Source organism: Algoriphagus aquatilis, assembly GCF_042657405.1.
In the GTDB taxonomy this organism is placed as follows: Bacteria; Bacteroidota; Bacteroidia; order Cytophagales; family Cyclobacteriaceae; genus Algoriphagus; species Algoriphagus aquatilis.
In genome coordinates this window covers 118,104-136,413 of record NZ_JBHSKS010000007.1, presented here as the reverse complement: position 1 = coordinate 136,413, position 18,310 = coordinate 118,104, and the positions used below count along the sequence as shown (strand labels likewise).

The following is an 18,310-nucleotide window of genomic DNA, read 5'->3' as shown; positions in this document are numbered from 1 at the left end:
TTTTTTCTGACCGTCTTAGAAAATAGGCTACTGTTGGTTTTGCTTTTGGGCTTTTACCATGTTTTTGACATCCTGTCGGAGTTTTTCAGCATCGTAAATTATCCCGTCTTTGATGGTGTATTTGACTCCGCCGACACGCTCGAGTTGATTGGTTTCATCATTCAATTTAAGGAATCCAGTTCCATAGAGGACTTTTAGGTTTTCGATTGGGTTTTCATCCACAATTACTAGATCTGCCAGCATTCCTGGACGGATTACGCCGTATTCAATGGGTTTTCCTTTTGGTCCAAAGATCGCTTCAGCAGCATGCATGGTGGCCCCGCGTATTACTTCCAAGGGATGGAAACCAGCCTCTTGGAGTAATTCCATCTCCTCGATGTAGCCAAATCCCCAAAGGTTGTAGATGAAGGAAGCATCATCGCTAACAGTGACTCGTCCGCCTGCATTTTTGTAATCGTTGAGAAAAGACATCCAGACTTTGTAGAAGTTTTTCCAAGCGGTCTCATCCCAAGTGGTCCAATTGTAGAAATAAGAACCGTGATTTTCCCGATTCGGTGTGTAAAATTCCCAAAGGGTGGGCAGGGTATATTCTTGATGCCATTCGGCATTGCGCTCTCTCATGAGGTCTCTTCCTGCCAGATAGGCGGTCATCGTGGGGTCCAGAATCAGTTTATGCTTCAAAAATTCATCGATCAGGTCTTGCCATGACTTACTTCCACGAGGGTGAATTTTATTCCATTGGTATGCCACCTGACTGAAGCGATGCTGCTCGTCATTGTAGTTGAATTCTGCAGGCCAATGCTGAATATCTTCATCTTTGTAGAGTGATTCAAAAAGTCCGTAGTAATGGGTCAATACATCCAATCCCATTCTTGCAGCGTCTCGGGCATTGGTTTGGGCGACCATAGGCTGGGCAATGTGGGCTACTGTTCCCATCTTGTTGGCATGGGCAGCATCGATGGCAGCTTGAAGTACGTCCGGCGGATGATTGAAAAATTTGATTCCTTCCACTCCTTGGGCAGCTGCCCACTGCACCCATTCCCTGGCTTTTTCAGGGGTGTGAACAGGTCCTCCTTTCCAGTTTTCCCCGGAACCCATGGTGTGAAAGGCGATGATTCGAGGCGCAACGATCTGATTGGCAGCACTTCGTTTTTTCTCACTTTGAGTCCAAGCGACATTTTCGGCAGGTACTCCCCGGATTGTGGTAATGCCATGCGCCAGCCATAGCTTGTAAGGATATTCTGCGTTGGGAGATTTTTTGGCTTCCCCCACATGTGCATGAAGATTGATCAATCCGGGCATGACATAGGACCCGTGCGCATCGATTTCTTTGGTGGCACCTTGAGGGCGATCTGAATCTTTGATAGGAACTTTGGGCATTCCCACTTGCCGGATTTCGATGATTTTATTTCCTTCGATCACGATGTCTGCGGGCCCAGCAGGCGGTGCACCTGTTCCGTCGATCACGATGGCGCCCCGGATGATGAGGCGTTGAAAAGGTCCTTCGCCCTCGTCTGCACGGCGATCGGGAGCCGGATTCAGTTTGATTTGGGAAAAGGAGGGAGGGATGGCCAACAGCAAGGCCAGGCAAAGGGTAAGGCTGTACTTCATAAGGTTGGGGCTAAGTGTCTTATAATAAAGCGAAAAATTCCTTCCTTATCAAATCATTGAAAGACAGATGGAAAGGTGAATTGCCCCACATGAAGTTTTATTCATTCAGGGATACAGAACTTTGCCTCTCTCGATTCACTTTCAGCTGGAGGACATCCGGGCGGGAATAGTGACCAACCGAGTCAAAGTTTTGTCGCTCTTCCAGTACACGGTTGAAGTCCAACGTTTGGATCAGCAGTCCTTCCGAATGAGCTACAGGTTCTAAGATCCATTTTCCGTCGGGTCCAGCGATGCAGCTGCCACCATCGGCGAGGACTTCGGGGCAATTTTCCAATATCACATCCAAATGAGGAGTGTTTGCTGGAAAGTCACTTCTCCGCATCAGACTCGAGACCGAAATCACATAGGATCGGGATTCCTGCGCGATCATTCGGGTGATGTTTTCAGTATTTCGTACCGCTCCCGGCCACACAGCAATGTGGAGATTTTCGCCTTGTCCATAGAGGGCAGTTCGGGCAAGTGGCATCCAGTTTTCCCAGCAGTTGAGGCCGCCTACCGTAAAGGCTTTGAGTGCATGAACCTGTAGTCCATGTCCGTCTCCTGGAGCCCAGGTGAGGCGCTCATCATAAGTAGGTTGCAGCTTACGATGAATGGATCGGATTTCTCCCTGAGGATTGATGTAGACTAAGGTGCAGTAGAGGCTATGTCCTCCTCGATCAGTAGGTCGCTCAATGATCCCGAGATAGATCGCCAGTTGGTGTTTTCTTGCCAATTCCTGAACTTCTTTCAGATCTCCTTTTTCGATCTGCACCGCTTGTCGGGCATAGTGTGCGTGGATTTCTTTTTGTATTCTATCGTCCCAGGCAGAGGCATGCGTGATGGACAGCCACCAAGGATAGCCTGGAAGAAGGCCTTCGCCAAACACGATGAGCTCGCAACCTGCATGAGCAGCTTCTAGGATAGAGGTTTTAATTTTTCCCAAAGTCGCCGCTTTGTCCAGCCAAACGGGAGAAATTTGGGCGAGGGCGACTTGAAGTGTGGAATTGGACATCGATCTGTGAATTGGAAATTCAATTTAAGGTAATTCTTCGGGTTGGAGGAAAATTCGATGTGGGGATCAGGACAAGGAGGAGCACTGAGCCTAATTGGGAATGCCGACCTTTTATAAATCTTTTTTAAAGGAATGATTTTAATCTTTTATAAGCCTGTACTTTTGGTTTGTAAGAGAAGCAATGAAAGTACTGTTCTTCGTTCGGGATATCAAGGCGGCGAGCGTCACCTTTATTCGAACTCAAATTAAGCTAGTTCAAAGCCTTCACGAGGTGTTGGTGATCACGATAGATCATCAGCATAGTTATGTGTTTGATAGCATTTCTTGCGTTGGGATTCCTTTTCAGTATAGCTATTGGACCAATAGACCCCTGAGGCGATTGGCGGAATGGGACTGGTATTACGGATTTTTTAATCCTCTTTTTGGAAAAAAGTTGCTTAAGGAGATCCGGGAATTTGGACCAGATGTCATCCATTGTCAGTTTGGTACGGATGCGACAATTTTTCTGGACCACTTTGCAAATCCTACTAAAATCCCGGTTTTTATCCAGTTTAGAGGGTATGATGCTTCCCATATGTATGGTAAAAAATCCTATCTGAGCAGATTGAAGCAGTTTTTTGCACGTCCTTGGATTCATCCGATCTATGTATCCCTCAATCAATACGAGCGTACCCTCGAGCTAAATCTCCAACCCGACAAGCGAAGAATACTTTATTCCTGCACAGATACAGATTTATTTACCTTTTCTCCGAGGATAAATTCTCCTGAAAAGGGAGAGTTTAAATTTTTACAGGTAGGCAGAATGGTGGAGGTAAAAGGGCATGAGTTTACTCTTTTGGCATTTCGTCAGGCGGTCTCATTTTTGGAGTCGGTTGGAAAAAAAGCCTCGCTTACCTTTGTTGGCGAAGGTCCTTTGCTGAGATTCCTTCAAGAAAAGTCCAGAGAACTTGGTTTGGAAGAGCAAGTTTATTTCACTCCAAGTGTGCCTCATGCAGAGGTGAGGGGCTTTTTATTGGAAACTGATTTTTTTCTTCATCCCAGTGTCACCACCGGTGATGGAAGAATTGAAGGATTGCCCAATGCCATTATGGAAGCTTTGGCTGTGGGAGTTCCTGTTATTGCCACAAAGCATTCGGGTATAGAAGAACTGATGTGTCCAGATGGAGCTTTGTTTTTGGTGGAAGAGTGGAACGTGGCAGAATATGCTGACACCATGATCCGATTGGTCGAAGGAAAGCTAGTATACAACCTGCTGCAAAGCAGAAGAATGATTGAGGAAAAATTCAGCACTAAACAGCATATCGCTAAGCTTTTGGACTTTTATGAAGAGGAGTTGACTTAATCGACTTATCAAATCCGGATGTTCTATTTGGATCGGCACCAGGCTGTGACGATCAATTAATCGAGCTGAAACGTTGCTCTTATCTGTCTCAGCGGCAGCAATAAAAAAAGCGGCTCCTAGGAAGCCGCCCTTTTTCAAACTAACTAAACCAACTTTAATGTTATTTAAACGCTTACCATATCCTCTTCTACGTCCACCAAGGCGACTGCCCCATGGATAGCGGTTTCGTCCAATTCCGAAATAAGAATTTTCAACTGACTCAATACGGTGGGATAAGCAAACGTATTCAGGGTTTGATACATCGATTTTTTAAATAGAGGGAACGTTTTTCGGATTGAACCCCCAAGCACAATTGCTTCTGGCGCCAATGAATATAGGATAACTTTAAGTAATTCTCCTAAATGGTGCCCAAACTCTTCAAACGCACGGATAGCTACGGGGTCACCCTGTAAGGCTTGCTTGGCTAGTGCCTTTGGGCGACTGTTATAAAAATTTTCAAAAAACTTTCCGCTGCAATAATATTCAAAATTTTGATCCAGATAGGGTGCACTGCACCATTCCCCTGCTGCAGAATTTACTCCTGAATAAAGCTGTCCATTGATCACTATTCCACCTCCTGTGCCGGTGCCGAGAGTGATGCCCACGAGGTTTTTGAATGGCCGGCCTACGCCGTATTTGTGTACACCGATGGCAAAGCAATTGGCGTCATTGTTGACAAAAACAGGTTTTCCAAAACGGAGAGTTAAAAACTTCTTGAGCTCTACGTGCTGGAATGAGGGGATATTTGCCAGTCCCAGGACCACACCCTCACGTGTGTCTACCAAGCCAGGTATACCAATGCCGATCCCTACATAGTCGTAGTGAGCATAGCTTTCAATAAATAACGCGATGGTCTCCAGGATATATTCCTGACTCTCCATGGCGGGTGTAGGGATACTGCGAATGTCTTCTAAATGTCCTTTGATCAGAACTCCTCCTTTGATGCCGGTGCCTCCGATATCCAATCCCAAAATGGCTTTTTCCATTCGCTCAGGTTTATTGTTAGGTTGATCTTTTTTTAACTAAAGAAAGCCGCCAGGTAATCCTAGCCGCTTTCTTGGTGATTTTTTGGGACTTTTTGCTGTCAAAGCATGCCTTCGATCGATTTCTCGAGTTCTCTAGCAGTGGCCAAAAATTCCTCCACATTCATGTCGCGGAAGAAAATCAGGCCGTGGCTGGCTCTTACCTTTGCTCTTTCGTGAAGGTAAAAGTAATTTTTACCAAGCAAAAGTTGAATATCATTTAGCTGCCCCACCCAGGTTCGCTTAGCTACTGTGCTGAACTTCCCATTGTGGGCATAGCTTGGGAATGAAGCATTAACTTGGCTGAGGTAGCAGTTGGCAAAGGAATCTTCCATTACAGACATGTCCCCGAGCGATACAGGTACAATGACATTGGCCTCATGAGGTTCAAATTTAAACCACACATTGCGATAGCCGATGATTCTCAATTTACTGGTATCGTATTCTTCTCCCCATTTTTTAACCGCTGCCGCTGTGGCTTGCAGCACTTTGTAATGGGTATCAGGTCCGGAACCTTCCGGGTCTAGGGTTAAGCTGATTTTTGTGGGTTTAACTTTTCTAAACATTTCCACGATTGGTTCCACATCACGGGTCTTGTCAGGTTGCTCCGTAAAAATGTCACCGGTATAGAATCCAAGCCTTAAATGGTGCACATTTTTTACTTGTACGCCAAAATGAGCCCATACCAGTTCTTCTTCAAACTCACGGATCATTCCTTTCAGTTTCTGGATTTTTGAAGGATTTTTTTCTCCGTCGTAAGAATTTCTCAAGATACTGATCACATCATTGATGGTTTCCCGAAGCTGGGTTTTGTTCTTGATTTCCCAAATAATCACCAAGGCTCTGATGACCCTATGGGAAAGTCCACGCTTGCGTGCATCGGCATTTTCGGATGCTACATTGGTGAGGTAGTGGTAAACGTCTTTGTCCGTCTTCAGGCTATACCCTACTTGAAAAAAGTCATCGTAATTCACCATTTGAATCTTTCCTTCATCGAGCAGCTTCTTTGTATGGAGCAAAGTTTCAATCACAAAGGTATTGGTGACCGCAGTGAACCCTGAGGTCAATACTGAGAAATGTGCTTCGTTGCTTGGGTCATGAAGCTGATTGGTAATGTGTGGTAAAATACCCAAGGAAATATCATCATGGTGAGGGCCGGTGTGCAGTAGAACTTCATTTTTCTCCTGCTCCAATCCTTTCGACAATTTGGCTTCAATACTCTTCATGACCTGATTGACCGTGTCTTCAGAGAGACCAGGGATCAATTTACAGTATTTGTCTGCTTTAAGGTCTTCGATTTTTAATCTATGACCGTACTTGTTAAGCTTTTTGCAAAGTTCAATAACCGAGCGCTCCGTCTTTTCAAATGTCCATTCTCCTTGCTGATAGTAGGCATCCATGGAGTCTGTCAGTTTCACTGCAGCACCCTTGGTCAAATAGAATCGACCGTTTTTCAGTTTTTGGAGTACAGTGGCGGGATAGACATTGTTCATCGGAGTTTCCAGGGAATCCTTCACAATTCCTGCTTTTGCTTCACCGGCAGCGATGATGATACCCACTGCATCAGGATTGTATACGATGGTGTCCAACCCGATAGTTATTACCAGTCGGTTGGCAGAAACCTCTATACCTCCCAAGTCACCGGCTGCAACAGCCTGTGTTTCAAAATTGGTTTCGGTAAGTCGTGTGACTGAGAATAAATGTGACCCTCTGGTATTGAAGGCAATGTGTCCATCAGGACCAATTCCTCCCAGGAAAAATCCGATACCTCCTTTGTCTCTGATGCGCTGCTCATAGTCTCCGCACCATTGATCAATCATGTAAATAGATTGCTGTTGAAGGCGCTCAAGCTCATTGATAGGATCCCTGAACCTCAGGGAAAGGTCTACCTTAAGGTCGGGAAAAATCTCACTGAAATGCTTGCCTTCAGCCAAAGGGATTTCGTCAGAGTTAATCAGAATGGCGTTTTCTTTGGAAAGACCGAATCCGTTGATATAGAACTTGTTGACGTAATCATAGAAGCTGTTGTGTTGCTTAGCCGAAATCGGATAAAACTCATCGATTTGCACAAAAGTCAAATCCTTCAGCACAGGTTTTTTGGTATTTCCCAACCCGTATTTCTCACGGATTTCTTTTCCTTTTTTGCTGTCCCAGTTTTCGAGTAAGTACTGAGTCCACTTGATGAAAAATTCAGGAGTTTTCCCTGTTGGCAAGCTGATCACTCCCTGAGGATTGGCTGCTGCCCACTCCAAAAACCGACAAGCAGTAAGCAGTCCCAATTTGGGAAAGTTGTCTACGGTGAGGTAAGGAATCAGGGTCGTGATTTTTTCTACTCCAGACTCGACCAAAAAGGCCTTTTCGACTTCGGAGAGCGGATACTTACTGAGCATACTGTGAGACAGTTTAGGTGTGGTAAGGGTTAAGTTTGTTTCTTGTTGAGTTTCCGTGTTTTTGAATCACAGGTCGCTTATCTAAAAAATAAACAACTGTAATTTCATAACAGGCAGTACTAAATTTCGAATAAGTGTCCTTTTTCTCGAATTTAATATCTTGAACAAAATTAAAAAACTTTATTTAATAAAAAACAACTTATATAAAAAATTTATAAAAGTATTTCTGAAAGACGGAAATTATAAGCTCCTGGTGAAGGAAATGCGGATTCGGGCTTGGAATTCTTCAATAACTTTGAAAATCTCCACAAGAGTCACCTGTTGCACTTTAGTTAGGTTTTTTATCTGGAGGAAATTTTTGGGTTTTTTCTTCTCTTTCAGCATCAAATTAGCTTGATTTTCCAGCCTCAGACTCATCAGGTACTCAAATGCGTGGGTAAGTTCTTTAACCTCCTTTTCGGTAAAAACTCCTCGGTCCTTTAATAATTTAAGGCGTTGGATGGTATTGGGTTCGGTCAGTTGGTGCTTCAGCGCATATACCCGTGCCAGATCCACAATCGGCCGCATGGTTTTCTTTAAGTTCAATTGTTGTTCTCCATCGATTTCTTCGGTTTTGATTTTTCGAAAGAAGGTAAGAGGAGGCTCATAGTGCAGCGCGTTATGACCCAGGTTGACAAAGAACCTTTCAGAAGCATTTTCCAGCAGGGTTCTCATATGGTCTCTCAGCTGTTCAAGCAATGGGTGTTCCCCGTAAATGGCTCTACAGTCAAAAAAAGTTGAATAACTCATCGTGGTCTCCTGCGAGGCATCGGAAGTCCATTGGTCATAGTTTCTCTTCCAATGCGAAAGTGAATGGGTCCACTTGGGATTCATCGCCATCAAATCTCCATCACAAAAGTCGATACCAATCTGATCCAATGCCGTGGAGACCCGAGTAGCAAATTCGAGAAAATAGGTTCTTACTTCTTCTCTGTGCTCGTTGGCTTTGTCTTCATAAATGATGGCATTATCCTGATCGGTTTTGAGAGTGAGTTCTCCTCTTCCTTCGCTTCCAAATACAATAAATACAAACTTAGCCGGAGCAGGACCTATTTCGACCAGTACTCTTTCTATCACCCGTTGTACAATTGTATCAGCCACTGTGGTGATCAGTTGGTTGATCAGGTGTGATTTCATCCCTGTATGGAGAAGGAGATGGATCAGTTGGGGCATCTGTTTCCATTTTTCCTGCAGTTCGCTGAAGTGGCGAGCTTCTTTCACAGATTGGATGAAAAGAAAAGGCCCCTGACTTTGCTCGGTAAGGATCTTGGTCCGGCTGATCCATCCTTGGAAGCCTTTTTCGCCCTTGACTAAGAGATACCTGGCTTTGGATTGAAACATCAGGATTAGTGCTTCGACCAGGGTGGCTTCGGGAGAAATACTGACCAAATCCCGGGAGAAAATCTTGGTAACAGGATCCATTGGAGAGCGGCCAATTGCTAATACGCTATCCCTGAGAATTAAGTCTGTTATGTATCCTTCGATGTGGTCGGTTGATTCACCAATAAACAAACAGCTGACTTGTTCGGTGGCCATTTTTTGAGCGCACGCGACAATAGGAGTATCAGGTGAGGCTAATCTAATCCGCCTAACCAATAGATCTTGGATTCTTTTGGAGTAAAACTGATCGGTAGTAAGGCTGTCTGAAATTTGCATTGATGGAAGTTATAAAAGTCCTCTGGCAAAATCAGGGAAAAATAAAAACCGCTCCAAATTTTTGATCTGAAGCGGTTCTCTTTTTGGGAAAGGATTTTGATAATTTAATCTCAAAATCTCTCTATGACTTACTCTCTTTTTTAAGCCGTTACACCCAAGGCTTTCGCCATGGTAGCACCGATTTCGGCAGGAGATTCAACGACATGGATGCCGTTTTCTCTCATGATTCTCATTTTTGCAGCTGCTGTATCGTCCGCACCACCGATGATCGCTCCTGCGTGACCCATTCTACGGCCTGGAGGTGCAGTCTGACCAGCGATGAATCCAACCACAGGCTTTTTGTTGCCATTTTCACGGATCCACTTGGCAGCTTCTGCTTCGTAGTTTCCTCCGATTTCACCGATCATCACGATCGCATCAGTCTCAGGATCATTCATCAGCATTTCCACAGCCTGCTTGGTAGAGGTTCCGATGATCGGATCTCCACCGATACCGATTGCTGTAGATACACCAAGACCTGCTTTTGCTACTTGGTCAGCGGCTTCATAAGTCAAAGTTCCAGACTTGGAAACAATTCCAATTCTGCCTGATTTGAAGACAAAGCCTGGCATGATGCCTACCTTGGCTTCTCCTGGAGTGATTACGCCTGGACAGTTTGGACCGATCAATACACAACCTCTCTCCTTGATGTAAGGCTTAGCTTTCATCATATCCGCTACCGGAATGCCTTCTGTAATCGCGATGATTACTTTGATACCTGCATCAGCTGCTTCCATGATCGCGTCAGCTGCAAAAGCCGGTGGCACGAAAATGATGGATGTATCCGCACCAGTCTTCTGAACGGCCTCCTCCACTGAATTAAACACGGGTCTTTCCAAATGAGAGCTTCCTCCTTTTCCCGGAGTCACACCGCCTACGACGTTGGTGCCATACTCGATCATCTGCTGTGCGTGAAACGAACCTTCAGATCCGGTAAATCCTTGGACGATTACCTTAGAATTTTTATTGACTAGTACACTCATGATGCGCTTGTTAAAGTTTGGCACAAAAATAAAAGAAACCATCCGCTGTCAAAAGAAAAGGACAACAATCTCAAGGGAATTTGGTGAGCGGAATCTTTTCCTATTTTTATCCCATGCTTAAGAGAATCAACCCGGTAATCCTTCTTTGTTTCGGCTTTATTTTTTCTTTTGCTTCCGTTTTTGCCCAAACTTTCAAATTCAATACCCAGCCGAAGGGAGTTCGCCTTCCTGTCCAAAATATCCTCCAAATCGAACAGGATACCCTAGGGCAGATCTGGTTTTCCACCACTAGAGGTGTGGTCTACTCTGATGGTATTCAGACGATTGAGCTCCCTGATACCTTGGTCAGAAAGTTTGTTTATCAGATATCTATACTCAAAGATGAAGACGGAGTCATCTGGCTTTACAATGCGAGTGGGGTGCCTTCAGTTTTTGAAGGAGTAAAGACAGGTTGGAAAGAGGAATATTTCGAAGAAGATCTGAAAGCAAATTTTTCCAGCAAGATCACTTTCCACTCTTTGGGAAAGAAGAAGGAGAAATATTTTTTCCTTGATACTGGGGCAGACCTCTTATTTTGGAAAAACGGTGAGCAGGTAAAGCATCGAGTCGAGCGAGACAATTCAGTGACGGGTCTACTCTTGTCTACTGTAGATCTTCATGGAAAAACGCTGCTCATTTTTCAAAAAGGAGTATTTCTGCTCAATGGATTCAACCTTGAACCCTATCAATTCAGGGGTATACCACTTCCATCTCTACCTGTATTGGTAAAGAAATCCGAGTCTGGCACCTATTATTTTCTGGGGCCAAATTACCTTGCAAAGGGACTTGGGGCTGAATTTCCAACCGAAATCGTAGATCAGGGTTTTTCCACCTCAGATGTAGTGCTTACTCCTTACTTTTCATTGGATTTTTATGGAGAGCATGTTTTTTATCATTACAATTCGCACTTCAGGCGATACCATCCCTCATCGAATCAGCCTATTCAGGCTAACCTCTCTTTTCTTTTCAGGACCAATTACATTCAGACCCTCTTCGTGGATCGAGAAGGAATCCTTTGGCTGGGTTCCGCGAGAGGATTGGCAAATACGAATAATCAGCTTTTTCAAAACACAGGAAGTGAGTCCACACGTTTTCTGGCAGAAGAGTTTGCTGCAATCATGGAGTTCAGCCCCGGTAACTTTATTCTGGGATTCAACAACGGGATTCAGCTGATGGAGAATGGAGCGGTACGGACCCTCTACAAAGACACCAATCCGCCCGGTTCACCGAATCGTAGAATTGTTAATTTTTCCAGAGATGCTTCGGGCGCTATTTGGTTTGCCGCCAATTGGGCAGGAATAGGAAAGTATGATCCCAAATCCAAAGCGCTCAACTTTTTTGCTCCTCCAAAAGGATTCAATGTTTCCTCTGTCGAAGTGGACGGGGACAGTCTGCTCATCACCGGTCCTGAAAGGATTTTTCATGCTTCTTTGAAAAATCCGCAGGCCGGGAAGTATGGCAAAGAACTGACTTCTGAGATCACAGGCCTTTTGGATATACCTGAGATTTACTTCAGAAAAGCAGCAAGGCTGAAAAATGGTAAAATTATCGTGATCCGGGCTAGCAGGCTGGAAAACCAATATCCGATCGTATCTACTGAGAAGTATTTTTTGGCGGAGGGTTATACCTTTCTTGAAAGGGAGGGAGGAGGAATTCTCTTGGGGACAGAGTATGGTCTGAAAATCTACCGAGAGGGCTATGTAGGTTACTATATCCATGCAGGAAAGGCAGTGACCAATCCTGTTTATGCCCTGTTGAATGACGAGGAAGGAAGACTGTGGGCGGGCACAGATAATGGGGTTTTTGTTCTGGCAAAGGATCATCTTCTCCACTACAATGAATCCAATGGACTTGTAGGAGATGAAATCAATCGTGGAGCATTGATTAGGACTCAAGATGGAAGAATCTACATCGGGACACAAAAGGGCCTTTCTATCTATTCACCTGAGGAGAAGGTTACGGCCTTTGGGGCACCGAAAGCGGTCATCCGATCGGCCAAACTGGGAGGTGAGGTGGCAGTTTCGGAAGAAAATATCTCAGTGAGTTTTTCCCAAAACTCCCTTCAAATCGAGTTTATCACCCCTGGATTCGACGAGTCCCGAGAGCTTTGGATTCATTACAGATTAGTCAATCAGGAAGATGAACCTTGGCAAATCATCAAAGACCCTAGAAACAGTCAGCTCTTTTTCAGCAACCTGCCTTTCGGGAGGTATCATTTTGAACTGAAAGCGTCCTATAATGGGGAGGAGTTCTCTGAAGTGGTAAAGACTCCTACATTTGAGATTCTAGCGCCTTTCTACTTTCGGCCCTCCTTTTTGATTTTCGCCGTGTTGGTCCTGATCGGAATTGGATTTTTGGTTGGTCAGTGGATTCGTCAGCTCCAGAAGCTTGGCTTGCTACAAACTGCCGTGGCAAAAGAAAGTAAGAGTAAAATTTTGGCTGAAAAACAATTTAAAAACGTGTGGTCAAGCTCGCAAGATGGCATGATCATGAGTTTGGGAGGAAAAGTCATTCTTACAGTCAATCCTGCTTTTGCCAGACTGATCGGGACTTCCGTGCTGGCATTGGAAAACAAACCTATTGCCGACCTTTTCGCTGACCCGGATACCAACCTTCACCACATTTCCGAATTAATAAATACCCTGAAGAATTTGCCGGGAAGGGGCATCACCCTGGAAACTTCAGTAGCTTGGAAAACAGGCACCTTGGACATGGAGATGTATACTGTATTACTGGAGGAGGATTTTAATGGGGAAGCGTTGATCCTTTCTGTATTCAAGGATTTGACGGCTCAAAAAGCGGTGGAAAACCGATTAAAAGAGGCGAAGGAAAAAGCAGAAGAGGCGAATCGCTTCAAGTCCAGTCTACTCTCCAATCTCAGTCATGAAATCCGGACTCCTCTAAACGGGATCATTGGCGGCACCGAACATGTCATGATGACCAGAAGTACGGATCCCGAGCTGATGGATCAACTCGACATCATCCTTCAAAGCGGAGAGAGGCTACTCGAAACCATCAATTCCCTCTTGGATTTAGCCAAAATCGAGGCTAACAAAATGCCAATCAATTACGCCGAAACCTGGGTTTATGCTTTTTTTAGCTTGGTCTTGCGGCCCATGGAAGCCTTGGCGGATAGGAAAGGACTCCGTCTGAACCTTAGTTTTCAGGGAGAAGATTTTTTGGCTCAGGTGGATAGGAGATTTTTGGAAATGATCCTGAATAACCTGACCAGCAATGCTATCAAATATTCAGAAGAAGGAGAAATCTTGGTCGAAGTCTACCCAGAAGGGGAATTGCTTGTCATGCAGGTTACCGACTCAGGAGTAGGGATGACAGAGGAGTTTCAGGAAAAAATGTTTGATCCTTTTGAGCAGGAGAGCCAAGGCCATGAGCGGCTCTTTGAAGGGACTGGTTTGGGTCTGAATATCACCAAAAATCTGGTTATCCTGCTTGGAGGAGAAATTCAGGTTTGGAGTGCCAAAAATCAAGGAACTCGCGTCAGGGTAGAAATTCCTTTGCCCCAACTCTAATTTTTGTATTTTCAGCTCGAAAATATCACCAACCCCCATTTGCCCCATGTTTACATTGAGAATCCTCATCGTAGAAGATGATTCTGTTTCGGCCTTGCTTCTTCAGCGGGCACTGGAAAAAAACGCCCATCAAATCATAGGAATCGCTGATACCGGTGAAAAAGCACTCGACCTATTGGATGAGCATGGTGCAGATATCGTCATGATGGATATCAATCTGGCTGGGGAACTGGACGGGATCAAAACCACAGAGATCATCAATGAAAAATTTGATATTCCCGTGGTCTACCTGAGTGCATCCTCCGATGCAGAGACACTCAATAAGGTCGTGGGCACCAATCCAAGTGCCTATGTGATCAAGCCGTTTAATATCCGTGAACTCAACATGGTCATTGAACTGGCCATTTTCAAAGACAGAAAGGAAAAAGAGCTCCAAAAACTCAATAATGAACTTGAGGAAAAAGTAAAACAGCGAACCTCAGAGCTTTTTGAAGCCAATAAGGAACTAACCAAGGCCCTTGAAAAAGAGCGTGAGATCAATGAATTGAAATCGAGAATTGTACTCAATGTGTCTCATGGCTTCAAAACTCCGCTCACTTCTATTTTGAGCTCTGCTCAGCTACTTCAGATCTATGCCGAGAAAGAACATCCGCTCAAGCAAAAAATCGGAAAGCACGCTTCAAAAATCGAACACTCGGTCAGAGCCTTGAACAACCTGTTGACTAGTGTTTTGTTCTTTGGAAAGGCGGATGAAAACAAAATGGAATATAAGCCTAAGAAGGTGTTTATGGCCACTTTTGTCAAAGATCTCCTAGATAACGTCAAAGCAGGAATTGAAAATGACGTGACCATCAAATCGGAAGTGGTGAACTTGCCAAAGACAGTTACCACAGACCCAGATCTTCTGTATCAAATCCTTGAAAACCTCCTTTCCAATGCTGTAAAGTACTCGAAAGACGGTAAGGAGGTAGATTTTAAGCTTTCCATGGAGAATAACAGACTTGTCGCTACGGTGAGTGATAAGGGAATCGGCATTCCAAAAGCAGAACAAGGAAAACTATTTGACCGGTTTTTTCGTGGGGGGAATGTCGGAATCGTGGAAGGTACAGGCTTAGGTCTTTCGATTGTCAAAAAATGCATTGAAGTGCTAGAAGGTGAGATTTCTTTCGAAAGCGAAGCAGGTAAAGGTACCACCTTTCAGGTGTCTGTTCCGGTAAGTTAATTATGCGTTTTCAAACACAATCCTTACGATTTGCCCATCCCGGGCAGCCCATGCTGGAGTTTCCTGATATCAACCTGAGCTCAGGGGACTCTTTGCTTATCCTCGGAAAATCAGGCAGTGGAAAAACCACCTTGCTCAATCTGCTTTCCGGCTTGCTCAAACCTGCTTCAGGAAAAGTGGTGCTCGATGAGGTTTTGATTTCGGAGCTTGATGGTCAGAAGCTGGACCTGTTTCGGGGTCAGCATATTGGGATTGTATTTCAAAAACCCCATCTAATCGCAGCACTAAATGTGAAGCAAAATCTTGAGCTTGCTCATTTTTTTGGCAAAAAACAAGGACAGAATCTGGATCAACTGCTCAAAGACTTGGGCATAGATAAGAAGGCAAAATCTGCAGTGATGACACTCAGTGAAGGAGAGGCCCAGCGGGTTTCCATCGCCAGAGCTCTGGCTAATTCGCCCAAACTGATAGTGGCAGACGAACCAACTTCCAGTCTGGATGATGAGAATTCCGAAAAAGTCATCACGTTACTCAAGGCCCAAGCCTCTAAAATTGGCGCAGCGCTGATTATTGTAACTCACGACCAGCGTGTGAAAGCCCATATTTCTCAATTTATAGAAGTGAAGGCCTCATGAATCTTTTAAAAATAAGTTGGAAATACCTCACGTTTAGACCGCTGTCAACCGGCTTGAATATTTTCCTGTTGGCATTGGGTTTGGCCATTATTACGGTTTTACTTCTGATTCAGGACCAGTTTGAGAAGAAAATGAACCAAGATGCAGCGGGAATTGACTTGGTAGTAGGAGCCAAAGGCAGTCCACTGCAATTGATCCTGTCTTCTGTTTACCACATCGATTTCCCTACGGGTAATATCAAGATGGAAGAGGCCAAGCGACTATCTTCCAATCGCCTGGTCAAGAAAGTTATTCCTTTGGCACTCGGCGACAACGTCCAAGGTTTCCGAATCGTGGGCACCAATCACGATTACCTCTCCCTTTATGAGGTGGAGTTTGAGCAGGGAAAAGCTTGGGAAGAGCCTTTTCAGGTGGTCATAGGTGCAGAAATTGCCCAAAAGCTTAATCTCAAACTCGGAGATGAATTTATAGGCAGTCATGGCATCAGTGTAGGTAGTCATGATCATGATCAGCACAATTTTGTAGTGAGTGGGATTTTGGTCCCAAAGGGGAATGTGGTGGATCGATTGGTACTGACTAGCATAGAATCTGTTTGGTATACCCATGATGAAGAGGGATCTGAGGAATCTGAAACTCCGGTAGATTCACTTTCGGTAGATTCAGGAGAAATCGAGCATGAAGCGGATCATCATGCCAAATTTCATCAACCTGTGGCCACAACGGGCTTTCCCCTCACCGATGAAGAAAGAGAAGTGACTACCCTTTTGCTCCAGTTCCGTAATCCCATGGCGGCCATTCAGTTGCCAAGAATGATCAATTCCGGCACTTCGATGCAGGCAGCCTCTCCCTCTTTTGAAATGTCGAGATTGTTCGAATTGCTTGGAATAGGAATCAGCCTTCTTCAAGGTTTAGCGGTGGTGTTGATTGTGATCGCAGGTTTGGGGATTTTTATCGCACTTTACAATTCACTCAAGGAGCGAAAATATGACTTGGCTATCCTTAGAGCTCTCGGAGCATCACGCATCCAGCTGGTGATCCTTGTTTTCTTGGAGGGTATCCTCCTCACTTTTTTTGGAGCTTTGATTGGAATTATCCTTGGGCACTCCTTTCTGGCTTTACTAGTCAGTCAAAGCGAACAAACCGTAGTATCAGCTCTCAATCCTTGGATTTTTCTTTCACAAGAACTTTGGGTCGTGGGTTATGCGTTAGCAGTTGGATTGATTGCGTCATTGATTCCTGCTTGGTCAGCTTATCAAACAAGTATTGCAAAGCAATTGACAAAGGCTTAATTAGCGTCAAAATTTAAATAGCAGATGAAATCGAGCATGACTAAAAAGTCACATACTAGAATGATTATAAGATTTGCGAGATTCCATGTGGCCTTAAGAAATCAAATTATAATTACATGAAAAAGTGGATTGTGTTGCCGGTCTTGGTCTTTTTGGGAGTATTGATTTCTCAGGAAGTAAGGGCACAAGGTGTTTGGAAAAGTCTATCGGAAGTATCCTATAAAATCAGCAAGGATAATTTTGGAGAGTTGTATGTGCCGGTTTTTTCAGACAATATCAAAAAATTGGAAGGCAAAGTGGTGGAGGCTGATGGCTATATCATTCCGTTTGAAGGAATGTTTAAGCCTACTCATATTATCCTTTCCAGTCTTCCTTTGGCAGAATGTTTCTTTTGCGGCTCTGGGGGTCCTGAGACTGTCATGGAAGTGATGCTGACCAGTCCCATTAAGTACACCTCCAAGAGAGTCAAGGTCAAAGGAAAACTGACGCTCAATGCCAATGATCCAGAGAAACTGATGTATATCCTCAAAGATGCCCAGCTGATACGCCAATAAAAAAAGCTCCGAAAGGAGCTTTTTTTATGTTCAAGAGATAGTTTTCTTTTCGAGAACTCTGAATTTTTCGAGTAAATCCAAGGTGATTTTGCCTGATTTTCCATTGCCGATTTTTCGGTCATCCAGCTGTGTCACCGGTAGCAGGACTTTGGTGGTACTGGAGATAAATGCCTCATCGGCTTCCCAGACTTCTTCCAATCTAATTGGTCGGATGATTACTTGGTCAGCTACTTGGATGAGGTGCTTCCGGGTAATACCGTGAAGGATATGCTGATCAGGCGTATGAATTGTCCCGTCTTTCACCATGAAAAAATTACTTCGGGAGCTCTCACTCACCAGACCATTCCAATGGTAGAGCACATCTTCGGCCCCCAATCTTTTCCAGTTGACACTATGCCATACCGGAAGGGTGTAATTGGTAGTTTTGATATCTGCAATGGCCCTGACATGCTCCAGCGTGAGCAATTTGATGCCGTTTTGATATTTTTCTTCTGAAGGGAACATCAGTGACTCGGCATACATAAAAAGCTTGCCTGTCGCAGGGGAAAAATGGTTTTCAGAAACACCTCCACTGAGTACCATTCGGATTCCGCCTTGCTGAAGATCATTTTTCTCGATTACTGCTGCGATAATTTGACGTAATTCTTCTCGGGAATATTCCAGCGGTAAATAAGTCTTTTCTGCCGAAGCAATGAACCTATCCAGGTAATGTTCCAGAAAGAGAGGCTGGTAATTCACGGTGCGGAAAAAGTCGAAAATCCCGTATCCTCTGATTAGTCCCAGGTCAGTGGGGTGAATTGTTGCGGTTTCGGTTGGGATAATTTTCCCGTCAGCAAAGCAGAATGGTTTCATAAACTCGAGAGGTAAGC

General features: G+C 44.5%; 13 protein-coding genes. 6 read left to right on the top strand and 7 right to left on the bottom strand.

Annotation, left to right across the window (positions count from 1 at the left end):
- Positions 1 to 27: 27 nt before the first annotated feature.
- The gene (locus ACFPIK_RS10705; protein WP_377915061.1) at positions 28 to 1,611 is read right to left on the bottom strand and encodes an amidohydrolase family protein; all 1,584 of its coding nucleotides are present in this window, start codon (positions 1,609 to 1,611) and stop codon (positions 28 to 30) included.
- A gap of 97 nt (positions 1,612 to 1,708) precedes the next feature.
- Entirely contained in the window at positions 1,709 to 2,662 is a 954-nt protein-coding gene (locus tag ACFPIK_RS10700) for a carbon-nitrogen hydrolase family protein (protein ID WP_377915059.1), read from the bottom strand.
- 181 nt (positions 2,663 to 2,843) lie between these two features.
- Between ACFPIK_RS10700 and ACFPIK_RS10695 the strand changes: the two genes are divergently transcribed.
- Entirely contained in the window at positions 2,844 to 4,004 is a 1,161-nt protein-coding gene (locus tag ACFPIK_RS10695; protein WP_377915057.1) for a glycosyltransferase family 4 protein, read from the top strand.
- Between the two features lie 164 nt (positions 4,005 to 4,168).
- On the opposite strand, the gene ACFPIK_RS10690 is transcribed toward ACFPIK_RS10695, so the two are convergent.
- The 4 genes from ACFPIK_RS10690 to sucD form a co-directional block, all read right to left on the bottom strand.
- Positions 4,169 to 5,029: an ROK family protein gene (locus tag ACFPIK_RS10690; protein WP_377915055.1), complete on the bottom strand. Its 861-nt coding sequence runs from the start codon at positions 5,027 to 5,029 to the stop codon at positions 4,169 to 4,171.
- 98 nt (positions 5,030 to 5,127) lie between these two features.
- Entirely contained in the window at positions 5,128 to 7,455 is a 2,328-nt protein-coding gene (locus ACFPIK_RS10685; RefSeq protein ID WP_377915053.1) for a glucosamine-6-phosphate isomerase, read from the bottom strand.
- 240 nt (positions 7,456 to 7,695) lie between these two features.
- Positions 7,696 to 9,150, bottom strand: coding sequence for a DUF294 nucleotidyltransferase-like domain-containing protein (locus ACFPIK_RS10680; RefSeq protein WP_377915051.1), 1,455 nt, complete (start codon positions 9,148 to 9,150; stop codon positions 7,696 to 7,698).
- 140 nt (positions 9,151 to 9,290) lie between these two features.
- Complete coding sequence (gene sucD, locus ACFPIK_RS10675; protein WP_377915049.1) at positions 9,291 to 10,172, bottom strand: succinate--CoA ligase subunit alpha; 882 nt, start codon at positions 10,170 to 10,172, stop codon at positions 9,291 to 9,293.
- 113 nt (positions 10,173 to 10,285) lie between these two features.
- Between sucD and ACFPIK_RS10670 the strand changes: the two genes are divergently transcribed.
- The 5 genes from ACFPIK_RS10670 (at position 10,286) to ACFPIK_RS10650 (ending at position 17,441) form a co-directional block, all read left to right on the top strand.
- A complete protein-coding gene (locus ACFPIK_RS10670) occupies positions 10,286 to 13,741 on the top strand; it encodes a sensor histidine kinase (protein ID WP_377915047.1) in 3,456 nt (1,151 codons plus the stop codon).
- Positions 13,742 to 13,787: 46 nt separating this feature from the next.
- Positions 13,788 to 14,963, top strand: a complete 1,176-nt coding sequence (locus tag ACFPIK_RS10665) for a hybrid sensor histidine kinase/response regulator (RefSeq protein WP_377915045.1) — start codon at positions 13,788 to 13,790, stop codon at positions 14,961 to 14,963.
- 2 nt (positions 14,964 to 14,965) lie between these two features.
- On the top strand, positions 14,966 to 15,598 hold the full coding sequence (locus ACFPIK_RS10660; RefSeq protein WP_377915043.1) for an ATP-binding cassette domain-containing protein: 633 nt from the start codon (positions 14,966 to 14,968) through the stop codon (positions 15,596 to 15,598).
- Complete coding sequence (locus ACFPIK_RS10655) at positions 15,595 to 16,887, top strand: ABC transporter permease (RefSeq protein WP_377915041.1); 1,293 nt, start codon at positions 15,595 to 15,597, stop codon at positions 16,885 to 16,887. Before ACFPIK_RS10660 ends, ACFPIK_RS10655 begins: the two co-directional genes overlap by 4 nt.
- 116 nt (positions 16,888 to 17,003) lie before the next feature.
- Positions 17,004 to 17,441, top strand: a complete 438-nt coding sequence (locus tag ACFPIK_RS10650; protein WP_377915039.1) for a hypothetical protein — start codon at positions 17,004 to 17,006, stop codon at positions 17,439 to 17,441.
- Positions 17,442 to 17,471: 30 nt separating this feature from the next.
- Here ACFPIK_RS10650 and ACFPIK_RS10645 read toward each other — a convergent pair whose 3' ends face one another.
- On the bottom strand, positions 17,472 to 18,293 hold the full coding sequence (locus ACFPIK_RS10645) for an aminotransferase class IV (protein WP_377915037.1): 822 nt from the start codon (positions 18,291 to 18,293) through the stop codon (positions 17,472 to 17,474).
- Positions 18,294 to 18,310 lie beyond the last annotated feature (17 nt).

Excerpts from the sequence above, each read along its gene's own strand:
- sucD (WP_377915049.1), bottom strand. The coding sequence starts at position 10,172 with ATGAGTGTACTAGTCAATAAAAATTCTAAGGTAATCGTCCAAGGATTT.
- ACFPIK_RS10645 (WP_377915037.1), bottom strand. The coding sequence starts at position 18,293 with ATGAAACCATTCTGCTTTGCTGACGGGAAAATTATCCCAACCGAAACC.
- ACFPIK_RS10690 (WP_377915055.1), bottom strand. The coding sequence starts at position 5,029 with ATGGAAAAAGCCATTTTGGGATTGGATATCGGAGGCACCGGCATCAAA.
- ACFPIK_RS10665 (WP_377915045.1), top strand. The coding sequence starts at position 13,788 with ATGTTTACATTGAGAATCCTCATCGTAGAAGATGATTCTGTTTCGGCC.
- ACFPIK_RS10685 (WP_377915053.1), bottom strand. The coding sequence starts at position 7,455 with ATGCTCAGTAAGTATCCGCTCTCCGAAGTCGAAAAGGCCTTTTTGGTC.
- ACFPIK_RS10700 (WP_377915059.1), bottom strand. The coding sequence starts at position 2,662 with ATGTCCAATTCCACACTTCAAGTCGCCCTCGCCCAAATTTCTCCCGTT.
- ACFPIK_RS10670 (WP_377915047.1), top strand. The coding sequence starts at position 10,286 with ATGCTTAAGAGAATCAACCCGGTAATCCTTCTTTGTTTCGGCTTTATT.
- ACFPIK_RS10705 (WP_377915061.1), bottom strand. The coding sequence starts at position 1,611 with ATGAAGTACAGCCTTACCCTTTGCCTGGCCTTGCTGTTGGCCATCCCT.
- ACFPIK_RS10660 (WP_377915043.1), top strand. The coding sequence starts at position 14,966 with ATGCGTTTTCAAACACAATCCTTACGATTTGCCCATCCCGGGCAGCCC.
- ACFPIK_RS10650 (WP_377915039.1), top strand. The coding sequence starts at position 17,004 with ATGAAAAAGTGGATTGTGTTGCCGGTCTTGGTCTTTTTGGGAGTATTG.
- ACFPIK_RS10655 (WP_377915041.1), top strand. The coding sequence starts at position 15,595 with ATGAATCTTTTAAAAATAAGTTGGAAATACCTCACGTTTAGACCGCTG.
- ACFPIK_RS10680 (WP_377915051.1), bottom strand. The coding sequence starts at position 9,150 with ATGCAAATTTCAGACAGCCTTACTACCGATCAGTTTTACTCCAAAAGA.
- ACFPIK_RS10695 (WP_377915057.1), top strand. The coding sequence starts at position 2,844 with ATGAAAGTACTGTTCTTCGTTCGGGATATCAAGGCGGCGAGCGTCACC.